We start from the raw sequence: 13,302 nt of genomic DNA, 5'->3' as shown, positions 1-13,302 counted from the left end.
CCTTCGGGAACGACTGCCGGATGTACGACGTGGAGCAGTTCATCGACGGCGTGTGGGGGCGGTTCGGCGACGGTGCCGAGATCGTCGTCGAGGACCCGTCCGAGGGCACCCCGGTCAGCCGCAGTCCGGTCGCCACCGAGGCGAACATCGGCACTGCGGTGAAGTCGGCCCGCGAGGCGGCACCGGGGTGGGCTGCGACACCGGCGGCGGACCGGGCCGCCGCGCTGCGGCGGATCGCAGACGCTCTGGCCGGTGCCACCGACCAGGTGGCCGAGGCGCAGAGCGCGGAGATGGGCAAGCCGTTGGCCGGGGCGCGGGCCGGGATCGCCGCCGGCGTCGCGACCCTGCGGCAGTACGCCGAACTGGGTCCGGTGCACCGGGGTCAGGCGCTGGCCGGCGACCCCGCCGCGCTGGATCTGATGGCGTACGTGCCGCGTGGGGTGGTGGCGGTGCTGACCCCGTGGAACGACCCGGTGGCGGTGGCCTGCGGGCTGCTCGGCGCGGCGCTGGTCACCGGAAACACGGTGGTGCACAAGCCGAGTGAACGCTGCCCGGCGACGGGCGCGTTGCTCGCCCGGATAGTCGCCGACGAGGTTCCCGACGGGGTCTTCGCCCTGCTGACCGGAGACGGGGGCGTCGGCGCCCGGATCGCCGCCTCCGACGGGGTGGACCTGGTCGCCCATGTCGGGTCGACCGAGGCCGGGCGGGCGGTCGCCGAGGCGTGTGCGCGGACCGGGGCCAAGGTGCTGCGGGAGAACGGCGGCAGCGACGCGTTGATCGTCGACGAGGGCGTCGACCCGCGGTGGGCCGCGCAGCAGGCGGCGGCCGGCGCGTTGGCCAACTCGGGCCAGGTGTGTGTCAGCGTGGAGCGGATCTACGTGCACAGCACGGTGGCGGAGCCGTTCGTCGAGGCGCTCACCGGGCGCTGCTCGGGGATGCGGTTGGGGCCGGCCCGTGACCCGTACACCGAGCTGGGTCCGTTGGTGGACCGCCGGCACCGCGATCACGTGCATGCCCAGGTCTCGGCGGCGCTGGCGGCCGGGGCGACGGCGCGGTGCGGGGGCCGGATCCCGGACGGGCCCGGTGCCTTCTATCCGCCGACGGTGCTGACCGGGTGCACCGACGACATGGCGGTGATGCGGCAGGAGACGTTCGGCCCGGTCGCCCCGGTGATGACGGTGGGGTCGTTCGACGAGGCGCTGTCCCGGGCGGCGGCTTCCCCGTACGGCCTGTCGGCGACCGTGCTGACCCGGTCGATGGGTCACGCGCAGCGGGCCTGGCGTGAACTGCCGGTGGGCACAGTGAAGATCAACTCGGTGTTCGGCGGAGCGCCGGGCGGTGCCGCACACCCCCGGCGCGGCAGTGGGGAGGGCCTCGGATTCGGACCGGAGCTACTCGACGAGATGACCGTCGTCAAGGTGTTGCATCTGCAGGCTCCGGGCGGACCGGACGGCCGCTGGTGAACAGTCCGGCCCGGCCGGCGCGGTTACGCGAGATCCGGTGGACGACGTGGCGTACCGTGCTGGTCGGCAGCGGACGCCGGTTCGTCCGGGACAACTGCGTGGACTGGGCCGCCGCGTTGACCTACTACGGCGTACTCGCGCTCTTCCCCTCGTTGATCGTGGTCGTCGCGCTGGTCGGTCTGGTCTCCGACGGTGAGCGCACGGTGGACACCGTGGTCGGCCTGGCCGAGGAGCTCGGAGCCGGGGCGGTGGTGGGCGACGAGGGTCTCGTCGACATCATCGACGGGGTGGTCGACCAGCGCAGTTCCGCCGGTGTGCTGCTCAGCTTCGGTCTGGTGGCCGCGCTGTGGTCGGCGTCGGGCTACATACGGGCGTTCACCCGAGCTGCGAACGCCATCTATGGGGTGGCCGAAGGTCGCCCGTTCTACCGGTTGCAGCCGCAGCAGCTCGGGCTGACCGCCGCCGGGCTGGTACTGCTCGCGCTGGTCGCCGTGATGCTGATCGTCAGCGGCCCGGTCACCGACGCGCTCGGTGACCTCCTCGGCCTGGGCCAGGCCCCGCGTACCGCCTGGAGCCTGCTCAAGTGGCCGGTGCTGATCGCTATCGTCACGGCGCTCTTGTCTCTTCTGTACTGGTTCGCTCCCAACGTTCGCCAACCGGAGCTCCGCTGGCTGGCCATCGGCGGTGTGGTGACCCTGCTGCTGGCGGCGCTGGCTTCCGCCGGGTTCGGCACCTACGTCGCGTACTTCGGTTCATACGACGTGACCTACGGCAGCCTCGGCGCGGTGATCGCGTTCCTGGTCTGGCTCTACCTGACCAACCTGGCAGTGATGCTGGGCGTCGAGATCAACGCGGAGGTACAGCGCGGCCGGGCCGCCCAGGCCGGTGAGTCGGAACCGGCCGACCCGGTGCTGCCGCCCCGGACGCCGGTTTAGCCACGCCGGTCACGGGTAGTCGAACAGCTATGGAACGCGGCAACAGCAAGCACAGTCCCCGGGTGGACGACAGCATGGCCCACGACACCCGTGGGACCACGCAGGGCACCACCGGAGGCCGGGCCGAGGAGTGGCACGAGGCGGAGCCCCCGGGCGAGGACCAGCCGGAGCCGGCCGCGGTTCCGGCCGGCGACAACCGCTCCGGTACGCCGCAGGGCATGACCAGCGAGGAGGTTGAGCAGCGGAGCAGGCTGGGCCGCTACATCAACCTCTCGGCGCTGCCCGGGGACCGCAGCACGCTGCGCAACAGCGCGCTGGAGAACGAGGCGCCCGACGACGTGCTCGACGAGATCGATCAACTGCCGCCGGGTCGCACGTTCCAGACGGTGTCCGAGGTGTGGGCCGAGCTCGGCCATGCCAACGAGACGACCCGCTGGTGACCGCGCCGCCCGTGGCCCAGCGGAAGTAGAGGAGGGACTCAGATGGGAGCAGTGACCGAGTACGTCGACGTCGCGGTGCCGGTACGCGCCGCGTACAACCAGTGGACGCAGTTCGAGGAGTTCCCCCAGTTCATGGAGGGCGTCTCCGAGGTGACCCAGGTGTCTGACACGCTGACGCACTGGACGACCGAGATCGCCGGGGTGTCGCGCGAGTTCGACGCGAAGATCACCGAGCAGATTCCGGACGAGCGGGTCGCCTGGACCGCGACCGGTGGGGTGAAGCAGGCCGGTGTGATCACGTTCCACCGCCTGGACGACCACCACACCCGGGTGACCGCGCAGTTGGAGTTCGACCCGGAAGGGGCAGCGGAGCAGGCCGGCGACAAGCTCGGCATCGTGGACCGCCGGGTGAAGGGCGACATGAAGCGTTTCAAGGACTTTATCGAGAGCCGGCACGGCGTAGAGACCGGCGCCTGGCGTGGCGAGGTCCCCCGACCGCAGCCGTGACGATTCGATCGACCACCGCATCTCGAACAGCGCCCACCGGCCGGCGGTGAATCCTCCCGAGCCGGCCGACCGGTGGGCCTGACGGCCGGGGCGGGTGGGCCGGTTTCGGCCCACCCGCCCCGGGCCGCGGCCGCGGCCCGGGGACCGTTCGGCCCCACGCCGCGTTCGGCGGCAGGTCTCTGTTTGGCGGCGGCTCGGGCGGGTAAAACGACCGACATGACTGATTCCGCGGACGATGTCTGGCGCGACGAGGACCGGCTGCCGGTCCGTGAGCTGGAGCGGGCTGTCGCCGCACCGGCGGGCGACGGTGAGGTCGACGACATGACCGGCAACGACGCCGCAGCCGAGGAGGAATTCGGCCACGGCGCTGAAGCGGTGGACCGTACCGCAGGCCGCCCAGGCGGACCGGCGACGACGGACCCCGAGCGGCCGTACCGGCCATCGACCACCGGCCGGACCGGTCCGCACTGACGGTGGACCGGACCAGTTCGGTCGCTGACGCATCGGTCAGCCATCCTCGTCCGATCGGCTGACGGCGGTGGGGATCATCCGAGCGAGACTTTTCGGATGCGCCCCACCGCCTCCGGATTCCTCACGCCGCGCCAGCGACGCTGGGCCTGGCTCGGCTTCCTGCTGACCGCGATCCAGGCGCCGGTATCCGCCTACCTGCTGCCGGACGACTCCTGGTTGTTCAGCGTCTGCGTGGCGCTGATGGTGGCCACCGTGATCATCGCCGATGACGCGGCCCGCCGCCGCCCGGCTCCGGCCGATAACCGACGCGTCGAGTAGCCGGGCAGGCACCGCACATGAGTCCGTTCCCCGCCGCCCCGCACGGCCTGCTGGCCGCCCCGGCCGCACGCAGAGCGGCGCAGACCTCGTTGGCCGATCTGTACGCCTCGCTCGGCGCCGCCGGCCTGGCCGCCGCCGCAGTTCTGCCCGGCCTGCTGGCTGAGCTCGATCAGCACGCCGCCGCGGTCCGGGACCGACTGTTCGCGGATCTGCGTCCGCTCAGCCCGGTGACGTTGGCCCGATACGCCGACGGGGTACGCGACGCGGCCACCGAGGCCGGCTGGTGCCCCCCGGTGGTCGGGCCAGCCACCCAGTGGACGACGGTCGACTGGGTGACATTGCGGCTGGTCGCCGTCTGCCAGCTGGCCGGGATCAGCGGCGCGGCCCCGCGCTGACCCCGGCCCCGTACTGGCGGCTTCCCCGAACTGACCGGACGGATCAGCCGCGGGACGTCCCGCCCGGCCCGGTCATGCCACCGGGCCGGTTGGCACCCGGCCCGGCCGTGCCCCGGCCGCTGGCCGCCTCCCGACCACCGGACATCGCCGGTGCCTGCTGAGTCTGCGGGATCACCTGCGTCGGTTCGTTCGTCCGGCCACCGGCGTCGTCCCGGCCGGCCTGGTACGCCTGGGCACTGTCCCGCATCGCCTGCGACTCCTCCGCCATCCGGGTAAGCCAGCCCTCCCACCGTTGCTGCATGGGTCGGACCAGGCCACCGCCGACACCGACGATCAGCACGCCGGCGATGGTGGCGAGCACCGCGATCAGCACCGGGGTAGTGACCGTGGTGGCGATGCCGACCTGGTTCAGCGCGGCGATGACGCCGAGCGCGACGATGAACACCGACGCGGCGGTGGCCAGCAGCCGGCCGTAGGAGAGCCCGCCGAGCGCACCCGACACCAGGTCACGTACTGCGGTCGCGATGGCAGCGGCGACGACCACGATGACGATCGCGACGAACGCCCGCGGCAGCCACGCCACGACCGCGCTGATCAGGTCGCTGATCGGGTTCGGCCCCCAGACTCCGAACGCGAACTGCAGGGTGAACAGCAGCACCGCGTAGTACGCCAACCGGGCCAGGATGTCGCTGGCGTCGTACCGGGTCCGTTCCAGGGCCTTGCCGATGCCGCCGCGCTCCACCGCCCGGTCGAACCCGACCCGTTCGAGCGCCTTGTCGACGCCCTTCAGCACTGCCCGTGCGATCAACCATCCGACCACCAGAATCGCGATGAACGCGATGGCCCGGGGCACGAAAAGTATCACGGACCGCCACATGTCAGTCAGCGCGTTGCCGATGTCGACCTGCGCCGACGCGTACGTCGAGGACATCCGGTCCCCCCTTTCCGGCTCATCTACCGATGCGTCGCCTCGTTGTCGTACGGACGCGCTGCATCGCCTACCGCCGGCCCGCATACCCACCTGGTGCCGGTCCACGCCACCCGCCGACAGCAGCCCCCGGATAGGCTGCCACCCATGGCAGGCACCGCCGGGCAGACCCGGGACACCCCGTCAGGGGTGCCGGCTGCGCGTTCAGCCAACCCGGCCGGCACCAACCCGGCCGGCGTCGCACCGGACAGCGCCGTACCGGCTGGGCTCGTCGACCGGCACGACTGGGCGAGCACGCCGCTCGGTCCATCGGACGGTTGGGATCCGGCGGTACGGGCAGCGGTCGAGCTGGTGCTCGCCTCACCGGTGCCGATGGCCCTGGTGTATGGCGACGACTTCCTGATGATCTACAACGATGCCTACGCGGAGCTGCTCGGCGCCAAGCACCCGGAGGCGTTCGCCCAGCCCGCCGCCGCAGTGTTCGCCGACGCGTGGCACCGGCCGGGCGTCGGCGACGTGGTCGAACGGGTCTACCGCACCGGCGAGCCGTTCCTCGAGTCGGAGGCCGTGGCACCGTTCGGCACCGGCGAGTCCGGCCCGTTCGGCGGTACGGCCTTCACCCGTGGCTACTCCGCGGTCCGCGGCAGCGACGGGCGGATCGTCGGAATGCTCTCGGTCGCGACCGAGACCGGCACCATCACCCACCGACTGCAGAGTCTCAGCGAGCTGACTTCGGCGTTGGCCGGCACGCTCACCCTCGACGACGTCGCCCGGGTCGCGCTGCGGTACGGACTGGCCTCGCTCGACGTCGACCAGGTGGCGCTCGGCATCGACGACGGTGGCGGATGGCGGGTGGTCCGCCGGGTCCGCGGTGAGCTGCTCGACGAAGCCGACGAGCGGCTGCCGCCGGTGTGGCGCCGCATCCCCCGGGACGCTCCCACCCCGTTGGCCAGCGTCGCCGGCACCGGTGTCCCCCGGTTCGCCGGGGAGGGCCGGCCGCTCGCCCGGTACGCCACGGACCGGCACGACGAGCTGGTGACGGCGCTCGCCGCTCTGCCGCTGCGGGCCGGATCGCTACACGGTGGGATCACCTTCGGGTACCGCGAGCCACATTCGTGGGCGCCGGCCGAACGGGCGCTGCTCTCGGCAGTCGCCGAGCTGGTCACCCAGGCGGCCGAGCGGGCCCGGCGGTTCGAGACCCAGCATGGTACGGCTCAACTGCTGCAGCGCAGCATGCTGCCGGAGCAGCTGCCGGACCTGCCGCTGCTGCGGTTGGCCGCACGCTACGACCCGGGGGTGGACGGGAACTCGGCCGGCGGGGACTTCTACGACGCGTTCCGGCTGCCCGACGGTGGGTTGGCCGTGGTGCTCGGCGACGTCGTCGGGCACGACGTGCGGGCAGCGGCGCTGATGGGCCAGGTCCGGGCCGCGCTGCGCGGGCTCGCGCTGGCCGACCCGGAACCGACGGCGGTGCTGAACGGACTGGACCGGCTGGTGCACAGCCTGGGCGCGGAGAGCCGGAACGAGGAGCTGTTCGTGACCGTGCTGTACGGGGTGCTGGATCCGGCGACCGGCGGGTTGACGGTGGCCAGCGCTGGTCATCCCGCTCCGCTGATCCGACGCTGGTCGTCGACCACGGCGAGCGCCGAGTTCGTCCCGGTGCCGCCCGGACCGCCGCTTGGTCTGGCCGGGCCACGGCGGCCGACCCGGGTCGAGCTGCGCCCCCGCGACACGCTGCTGATGTTCAGTGACGGCGTGGTGGAACGACGCGGTCAGGATCTCGACATCGGGATGTCCGCGCTGGCCGCAGCCGTCGCCGGGACCAGCACCAGCGATCCACGCAACCTCTGCGCGGTGGCCAGTGCGGCGGTGCCGGGCACCACTGACGACGACGTGGCGGTGCTCGCGGTGGAGCACGCGGCCGCGGGGAGCCGGTCAGCGGGGTTGCTGGTTCCTGCCGAGCCGATCGCACCGAGCCGGGTGCGGCACTGGTTGGCCGACCAGCTGGCCGGGTGGCAGGTTCCGGAATCGGTGATCGGTCCGGCGGTGCTCTGCGCCAGCGAGCTGACCACGAACGCCCTGCTGCATGCCGGCACCGAGGCGCGGGTGGAGATCGATCTCAGTCAGGAGCGACTGCTCGTCTCGGTAGCTGACAGTGGCACCCGGGGCACGGTCAGTCGGGCACATATCGACACGCTGAGTAGCCGTGGCCGGGGTCTGGGTCTGATCGAGCAGTTGAGCGACACCTGGGGCACCGACCCCTCGGTACGCGGTTCGACCGTGTGGTTCGAGATCATGTTGCCGATCAACTCGTAACCCCGATGTTTACCCACGGTGATATCAATTGGGCCATTCGGCCGAGTCGCGGCGGACGTCTCCGTGGCGTACGGTAACTGACTACGCCAATCGGATAAACGACGCGAAGAGGTACAAAGCGGTGCGAATCAGAGGCTACGCCACGGGAACCCCCTGCTGGTCCGAACTACGCACCAGCGACACCGCGAGTTCGAGCGATTTCTACCACGAACTGTTCGGATGGAAGCCGGTCGACGTGCCGAACAGCACCGGTGCCGAGTTCCACCTGCGAGACATGGCCATCGCCGGGCTCGCCCCGGCCCTCGCCGCAGGCCAGCCGGCGGTCTGGCTGACCTACCTCGCCTCGGACGACCTGGCCGCGACCATCGAGAGTGCGGACCGGGCCGGCGGATCGACGCTCTCGCCACCCGCCCCGGTCGCCGACCGGGGCCACTGCGCCCTGATCGCCGATCCGCAGGGCGCCGTGTTCGGGCTCTGGCAGCGGGGCGCCCTCCCTGGCGCACAGGTGACCAGCGAACCCGGTGCCACCTGCTGGAACGAACTCGCCACCCGGGACGTGGCGGGTGCCGGGGCGTTCTACGGCTCGGTGTTCGGGTGGACCACGCGACCCAGCATCTACAGCGAAGGTTCCGGGTATCAGGAGTGGTTGCGGGAGACCAGCGAGGTGGCCGGGCTGATCGAGATGGGCGAGATGTACCCGCCGCAGGTCCCGGCGCACTGGCGGACGACCTTCGAGGTCGATGACTGCGAAGCTGCGGTGCAGCGGTGCCTTGCGCTCGGCGGATCGATTTCCTTCGGTCCGTACCAGGCTGGTCCGGGCACCTACGCGCAGTTGACCGACACGTTCGGTGCCGTGTTCGGGATCATCGCGCTGCGCCCGGAGTTCCGCCCGCCGCTCGACTGACCCGGGCTACCACCGGGTCAGATATTTCACTTTATGCCACCTTTGGAACAGTTGGCGTCACAGGCTCTTCACATATCAGCAACATCCCCGTACGGTGGTCGATATCCATGGGAGCGCTTCCACTGAACGCTCTCAATATATCGTCCCTACCCGGAGGGAGCACGCATGCGCAGAAGATCTGCGCTCACCGCAGTCGGCACCGCCGCCGTCATGGCGTTCACGGTGGCCACCGCGGTCGGTGTCGGGCTGCTGCAGCCCAGGTCCGCCGAAGCGGCCGAATCAGTCTTCTACGTCGACCCGGACACCTCGGCCGCCCGCTGGGTGGCGGCGAACCCCGGTGACTACCGGGCGAACGTCATCCGTGACCGGATCGCCTCGGTGCCCCAGGGCCGCTGGTTCACCCAGTACAACCCCAGCGAGGTACGCAACCAGGTCGACGCCTTCGTCGGTGCCGCCGCGGCGGCCGGCAAGATCCCGATCATGGTGGTCTACAACATCCCCAACCGCGACTGCAGCAACCACAGCAGCGGTGGCGCGCCCAACCACAGCGCCTACCGGCAGTGGGTCGACCAGGTCGCCGCCGGGCTCGGTAACCGGCCCGCGTACATCGTGGTTGAGCCCGACGTGCTCGCCCTGATGGGCACCTGCATGAACGAGTCGCAGCAGGCCGAGGTACGCGCCTCGCTGGCCTACGCCGGCAGGGCGCTCAAGGCCGGATCGTCGCAGGCCCGAATCTACTTCGACGCCGGGAACTCGGCCTGGCACCCCCCGTCGATGATGGCCAATCTGCTGGTCGGTGCCGACGTGGCGAACAGCGCCCACGGCATCTCCACCAACGTGTCCAACTACCGCAGCACCAGCGAGGCGACCAACTACGTCAAGGCGGTCATCAGCGCCACCGGCGCGAACCACCTCAACGCGGTGATCGACACCAGCCGCAACGGCAACGGCCCGCTCGGCTCCGAGTGGTGCGACCCGGAGGGTCGGGCCATCGGCACGCCGAGCACCACAAACACCGGGGACAGCAAGATCGACGCGTACCTCTGGGTGAAACTGCCGGGCGAGGCCGACGGCTGCATCGCCAACGCGGGCCAGTTCGTGCCGCAGCGGGCGTACGACCTGGCGATCGCGGCCGGACCCCCGCCGACCACGGCACCGCCAACCACGGCACCGCCGACCACGGCACCGCCGACCACGGCACCGCCGCCCACCACAGCACCCCCGCCGACCACCGCTCCGCCGCCCACCACGAACCCGCCGGCCGGCGCCTGCAGCGTCAGCTACACCACGAACCAGTGGCCCGGCGGCTTCACCCGGGATATCCGGGTCACCAACACCGGTGGCTCGGTCAGCAGTTGGACCCTGGCCTTCACCGCCGGAACCAACGTCAGCCTGAGCAACGGCTGGAACGGTGACTGGTCCCAGTCCGGCAGCCAGATCACGGTCCGCAACGCTGCCTGGAACGGCTCGCTGGCCTCCGGTGCCACCGTCAGCATCGGTTTCCAGGGGACCTTCTCCGGCAGCACCCTGCCGCCGCTGAGCAACATCACCCTCAACGGCGCGGCCTGCGCGAGCTGACGCCCAAGTCAGGATCCCCAGGCGCACTTCGGCCCCTCCCGGCATCGGGAGGGGCCGAAGTCCGTGCGGGGACCGGGTTACCCGGGCGGCTCACCGGGCACACCCTCCGGGAGAGGAGACGCGCTCATGACCAGATCCACGACCCGTACGGATAATCCGTCGCCGGGCATGTTCGGCGACACCGCCAACTTCCCGGCCAGCAACCTGCCGGCCGGACCAGCCGGACCAGCCACCGCGCCCGGTGCCGCGCCACAGGACGGCGGTCCCGCACGGACCAGTGTGACCGTCGCCAGCTATCCGGACTACGCCTCCGCGCAGCGCGCCGTCGACCGGCTGTCGGACAACCGGTTCCCGGTGGAACGCACCGCCATCGTCGGCACCAACCTGCGGCTGGTGGAGGAGGTCACCGGCCGACTCACCACCGGCCGGGCGGCGTTGGCCGGCGCGGGAACCGGTGCCTGGTTCGGGCTGTTCATCGGCCTGCTGATCGGCATCTTCGCGGTGGTGAACTGGTTGGGCATCATCGTCACCGCCGTGGTGATCGGTGCGGCGTGGGGTGCCGTGTTCGGTGCGGTGGCGCACGCCATGACCGGCGGCCGGCGGGACTTCTCCTCCCGCAGCCTGCTACAGGCCAGCCAGTACGGGGTAACGGTCGACGCCGAATATGCCGACCGGGCCCACCAGGTGATGCGGGAGGCGGGCGAGCCGGCCGAACGCCCCTCCCGTTGACGAGGACCGGTCCCCCAGCAGGTGTTCACGAGCGGGGCGGGAACAGCACCCACGTGCTGGTCCCGCCCCGCCATCTGCCCATGAGACTGCGGCACCCAACCACCTGCTCGTGCCTCCGGCACCCCACCACGTTGCTCTTCCCGGGACGGTGTTTGGGTGGGGCGGGCCGGGTACCCGGTTGGTGCGGCGACACCCGTAGGTGGCACGGCTCCGGGATTCACGGACGAGACCTGCTGCCTACCGTCATTGTCAAGATGCCAGGGCAGCAGGCTGAGGAGGCACGATGAGCACCGAGATCGTCACCCCGGATCCCCAGCAGACCTACTCCGACCAGACCGTCCGAAGTGAACAGGGACTGCTACTCGCGGTCCTGGTGATGGTGGTGCTGGGGGTGCTCGGGGTGTTCCTGGTCTCCTGACCCGCCGTGCCCGGCCGGCAGCGCGTCGGCGAGGCTCAACGTGGCGGCTGCTGGCCGGTGCCGTGCGGAACGGTTGCCGCCGGTACCACCCCCAGCCGGCCGGCCTGGTAGTCCTCGAACGCGGCGAGCAGCTCCGCCCGGGTGTTCATCACGAACGGCCCGTACCGGGCGATGGGTTCCCGAATCGGCCGGCCGCCCATGACGTACACATCGAGCTGCGGCGCGCGGCTGTCCTGCCGGGCGTCGGCTGCGATCCGGAGCGTGTCGCCCGGTCCGTGGACAGCCAGTTGACCGGTGTGCACGGGCCGCAGCTGCGGGCCGACGGATCCCCGACCGCCCAGGACGTACACCAGAGCGTTGAAGTCGGCCCGCCAGGGCAGGTCCACCTGCGCCCCCGGCTGCACCGTCAGATGGCTGATGGTTATCGGGGTGTGGGTGGAGCCGGGACCGTCGTGCCCGGCAACCGAGCCGGAGATCACCCGGATCAGCGCTCCGCCGTCCGGGGTGCTGAGCAGGGCGACCTGGTTGCCCCGGATGTCCTGGTACCGGGGCGGTGCGAACTTCTTCGACCGGGGCAGGTTGACCCACAGCTGAAGACCGTGGAAGAGCCCGCCGCTGACCACCAGGTGTTCCGGTGGCGCCTCGATGTGCAACAGTCCGGAACCGGCGGTCATCCACTGGGTGTCCCCGTCGGTGATCGTGCCGCCACCACCGTGCGAGTCCTGATGGTCGAAGATCCCGTCGATGATGTACGTGACGGTCTCGAAGCCGCGGTGCGGGTGCCAGGCGGTGCCCTTCGGCTCGCCCGGCGCGTACTCCACCTCACCCATCTGATCCAGGTGCAGGAACGGGTCGAGCTCGGTCATCGGCACGCCGGCGAACGCCCGGCGCACGGGAAATCCCTCGCCCTCGAAGCCGCTGAGGGCGGTGGTGACCCGGTGTACCGGCCGGATCGTGCCGGCGGCCGGATCGTGGGCCGGCACCCGGGGCAGGGCGAGTACGTCGTCCACGGTGATGGCGGGCATCAGGTCCTCGATTCCAAACTGCGGTGCACGTGGCTCTGCCGGTAGGTGGGATGGATGAACGGTGTCACCGACCCCGACCGGGTCACCGCTTGCAGCGTACGCTTTGATCAAGGGTTCAACCATCTGCCCGGAAGTGACCGGGGTCGCTCCCGGCAGCCGGTGCGACGATTGCGTCCAGCGGGTGCCAATGGGCGATGGGTTACCAGAGGGCGACTCCCGCGGCAGGAGAGATCGGCTGCCGGCTCAGCTACCACATCGAAGCGGCAGCCACACTGGCACTGCAGGTCACGGCGTACCGACCGGCACCGCCGCCGCGATTGGTGGCGGGTACCGCGGACGGCGACGACGTTGCCGTGACGGAGATCGACGGAAGCTGGCCGACGGGCGGCCGTCAGCATCTGGTACGGGCACCGGTCGGAGATCTCACGGTGTCGTACCGCGCGACCACCACGCCGCCGCGCCCGGAGTCGGACCCGGCCCCGGCCGCGGTCGGGTCGGCGGCCAGCCAACTGGAGCGCTGGTCGCGGTCTACGCACCCGGCCTGGCTCCGATGGACGTCCATCTGGTCGCCGAGGCCGCCGTCGGTGACCAGTGGTACGTCTGGGACCCGACCCGGCTGGCGCCCCGGCCCAGCATGGTGCGGATCGCGACCGGCCGGGACGCGGCGGATGTCGCCTCCGCGACCGCCCTCGACGGCGTGTCGGCGCTGACCGGGATGTCCGTCTTCGCGGTCGCCCCGGGCGACCTACCGGTCGACGATCATGAGGCGCTGGTGACGCTTCATTGACCGCGGACGGGGTAACCGACGACCGGAGACGGTGCTCACCGTCGGTGAAATGTCCGACTTGTTGAATTACGGGCGATAAATACATCGT

15 protein-coding genes are annotated in these 13,302 nt (G+C 71.0%); 13 read left to right on the top strand and 2 right to left on the bottom strand.

Translation table 11 applies throughout. The features are described 5' to 3' along the window. Positions 1–20 precede the first annotated feature (20 nt). From ACFHWT_RS15895 to ACFHWT_RS15865, 7 genes are all read left to right on the top strand, one after another. The gene (locus tag ACFHWT_RS15895) at positions 21–1,463 is read left to right on the top strand and encodes an aldehyde dehydrogenase family protein (protein ID WP_416595379.1); all 1,443 of its coding nucleotides are present in this window, start codon (positions 21–23) and stop codon (positions 1,461–1,463) included. After that, positions 1,460–2,398 (top strand): YihY/virulence factor BrkB family protein, encoded by a 939-nt coding sequence (locus ACFHWT_RS15890; RefSeq protein ID WP_416595378.1) that lies wholly within the window; start codon positions 1,460–1,462, stop codon positions 2,396–2,398. The genes ACFHWT_RS15895 and ACFHWT_RS15890 overlap by 4 nt, the downstream gene beginning before the upstream one ends. A gap of 29 nt (positions 2,399–2,427) precedes the next feature. Then, positions 2,428–2,838 carry a DUF2795 domain-containing protein gene (locus ACFHWT_RS15885; protein ID WP_416595377.1) on the top strand — a complete coding sequence of 137 codons (411 nt, stop codon included), beginning with the start codon at positions 2,428–2,430 and terminating at the stop codon, positions 2,836–2,838. Between the two features lie 42 nt (positions 2,839–2,880). Next, entirely contained in the window at positions 2,881–3,345 is a 465-nt protein-coding gene (locus ACFHWT_RS15880) for an SRPBCC family protein (protein ID WP_416595376.1), read from the top strand. A 216-nt stretch (positions 3,346–3,561) separates the two neighbouring features. After that, on the top strand, positions 3,562–3,816 hold the full coding sequence (locus ACFHWT_RS15875) for a hypothetical protein (RefSeq protein WP_123601070.1): 255 nt from the start codon (positions 3,562–3,564) through the stop codon (positions 3,814–3,816). A gap of 96 nt (positions 3,817–3,912) precedes the next feature. Then, positions 3,913–4,134 (top strand): hypothetical protein, encoded by a 222-nt coding sequence (locus ACFHWT_RS15870; protein WP_416595374.1) that lies wholly within the window; start codon positions 3,913–3,915, stop codon positions 4,132–4,134. A 17-nt stretch (positions 4,135–4,151) separates the two neighbouring features. After that, positions 4,152–4,529 (top strand): DUF6401 family natural product biosynthesis protein, encoded by a 378-nt coding sequence (locus ACFHWT_RS15865; RefSeq protein ID WP_416595373.1) that lies wholly within the window; start codon positions 4,152–4,154, stop codon positions 4,527–4,529. A gap of 43 nt (positions 4,530–4,572) precedes the next feature. On the opposite strand, the gene ACFHWT_RS15860 is transcribed toward ACFHWT_RS15865, so the two are convergent. Then, the gene (locus ACFHWT_RS15860; RefSeq protein WP_416595372.1) at positions 4,573–5,460 is read right to left on the bottom strand and encodes a mechanosensitive ion channel family protein; all 888 of its coding nucleotides are present in this window, start codon (positions 5,458–5,460) and stop codon (positions 4,573–4,575) included. 144 nt (positions 5,461–5,604) lie between these two features. Between ACFHWT_RS15860 and ACFHWT_RS15855 the strand changes: the two genes are divergently transcribed. The 5 genes from ACFHWT_RS15855 to ACFHWT_RS15835 all read left to right on the top strand — a co-directional run bounded on the left by ACFHWT_RS15855 (position 5,605) and on the right by ACFHWT_RS15835 (position 11,402). Continuing rightward, the gene (locus tag ACFHWT_RS15855) at positions 5,605–7,773 is read left to right on the top strand and encodes an ATP-binding SpoIIE family protein phosphatase (protein WP_416595370.1); all 2,169 of its coding nucleotides are present in this window, start codon (positions 5,605–5,607) and stop codon (positions 7,771–7,773) included. 121 nt (positions 7,774–7,894) lie between these two features. Then, positions 7,895–8,677 (top strand): VOC family protein, encoded by a 783-nt coding sequence (locus ACFHWT_RS15850; RefSeq protein WP_416595369.1) that lies wholly within the window; start codon positions 7,895–7,897, stop codon positions 8,675–8,677. Positions 8,678–8,842: 165 nt separating this feature from the next. Continuing rightward, positions 8,843–10,255: a glycoside hydrolase family 6 protein gene (locus ACFHWT_RS15845; protein WP_416595368.1), complete on the top strand. Its 1,413-nt coding sequence runs from the start codon at positions 8,843–8,845 to the stop codon at positions 10,253–10,255. Between the two features lie 126 nt (positions 10,256–10,381). Further along, a complete protein-coding gene (locus ACFHWT_RS15840; RefSeq protein ID WP_416595367.1) occupies positions 10,382–10,984 on the top strand; it encodes a general stress protein in 603 nt (200 codons plus the stop codon). A 283-nt stretch (positions 10,985–11,267) separates the two neighbouring features. Continuing rightward, positions 11,268–11,402: a hypothetical protein gene (locus tag ACFHWT_RS15835; protein WP_416595366.1), complete on the top strand. Its 135-nt coding sequence runs from the start codon at positions 11,268–11,270 to the stop codon at positions 11,400–11,402. Positions 11,403–11,437: 35 nt separating this feature from the next. On the opposite strand, the gene ACFHWT_RS15830 is transcribed toward ACFHWT_RS15835, so the two are convergent. Beyond that, positions 11,438–12,427, bottom strand: coding sequence for a pirin family protein (locus tag ACFHWT_RS15830; RefSeq protein WP_416595365.1), 990 nt, complete (start codon positions 12,425–12,427; stop codon positions 11,438–11,440). A gap of 550 nt (positions 12,428–12,977) precedes the next feature. Between ACFHWT_RS15830 and ACFHWT_RS15825 the strand changes: the two genes are divergently transcribed. Continuing rightward, on the top strand, positions 12,978–13,214 hold the full coding sequence (locus tag ACFHWT_RS15825) for a hypothetical protein (protein ID WP_416595364.1): 237 nt from the start codon (positions 12,978–12,980) through the stop codon (positions 13,212–13,214). Positions 13,215–13,302: the final 88 nt, after the last annotated feature.

The organism is Micromonospora sp. LOL_021, from assembly GCF_048060215.1.
In the GTDB taxonomy this organism is placed as follows: Bacteria; Actinomycetota; Actinomycetes; order Mycobacteriales; family Micromonosporaceae; genus Micromonospora_E.
Note: the sequence above shows the minus strand (reverse complement) of the source record. Positions and strands in the feature narration are given on the sequence as shown.

Coding starts and splice junctions, on each gene's coding strand:
- ACFHWT_RS15895 (WP_416595379.1), top strand. CDS start 21: ATGTACGACGTGGAGCAGTTCATCGACGGCGTGTGGGGGCGGTTCGGC.
- ACFHWT_RS15885 (WP_416595377.1), top strand. CDS start 2,428: ATGGAACGCGGCAACAGCAAGCACAGTCCCCGGGTGGACGACAGCATG.
- ACFHWT_RS15880 (WP_416595376.1), top strand. CDS start 2,881: ATGGGAGCAGTGACCGAGTACGTCGACGTCGCGGTGCCGGTACGCGCC.
- ACFHWT_RS15875 (WP_123601070.1), top strand. CDS start 3,562: ATGACTGATTCCGCGGACGATGTCTGGCGCGACGAGGACCGGCTGCCG.
- ACFHWT_RS15870 (WP_416595374.1), top strand. CDS start 3,913: ATGCGCCCCACCGCCTCCGGATTCCTCACGCCGCGCCAGCGACGCTGG.
- ACFHWT_RS15865 (WP_416595373.1), top strand. CDS start 4,152: ATGAGTCCGTTCCCCGCCGCCCCGCACGGCCTGCTGGCCGCCCCGGCC.
- ACFHWT_RS15860 (WP_416595372.1), bottom strand. CDS start 5,460: ATGTCCTCGACGTACGCGTCGGCGCAGGTCGACATCGGCAACGCGCTG.
- ACFHWT_RS15855 (WP_416595370.1), top strand. CDS start 5,605: ATGGCAGGCACCGCCGGGCAGACCCGGGACACCCCGTCAGGGGTGCCG.
- ACFHWT_RS15845 (WP_416595368.1), top strand. CDS start 8,843: ATGCGCAGAAGATCTGCGCTCACCGCAGTCGGCACCGCCGCCGTCATG.
- ACFHWT_RS15840 (WP_416595367.1), top strand. CDS start 10,382: ATGACCAGATCCACGACCCGTACGGATAATCCGTCGCCGGGCATGTTC.
- ACFHWT_RS15835 (WP_416595366.1), top strand. CDS start 11,268: ATGAGCACCGAGATCGTCACCCCGGATCCCCAGCAGACCTACTCCGAC.
- ACFHWT_RS15830 (WP_416595365.1), bottom strand. CDS start 12,427: ATGCCCGCCATCACCGTGGACGACGTACTCGCCCTGCCCCGGGTGCCG.
- ACFHWT_RS15825 (WP_416595364.1), top strand. CDS start 12,978: ATGGACGTCCATCTGGTCGCCGAGGCCGCCGTCGGTGACCAGTGGTAC.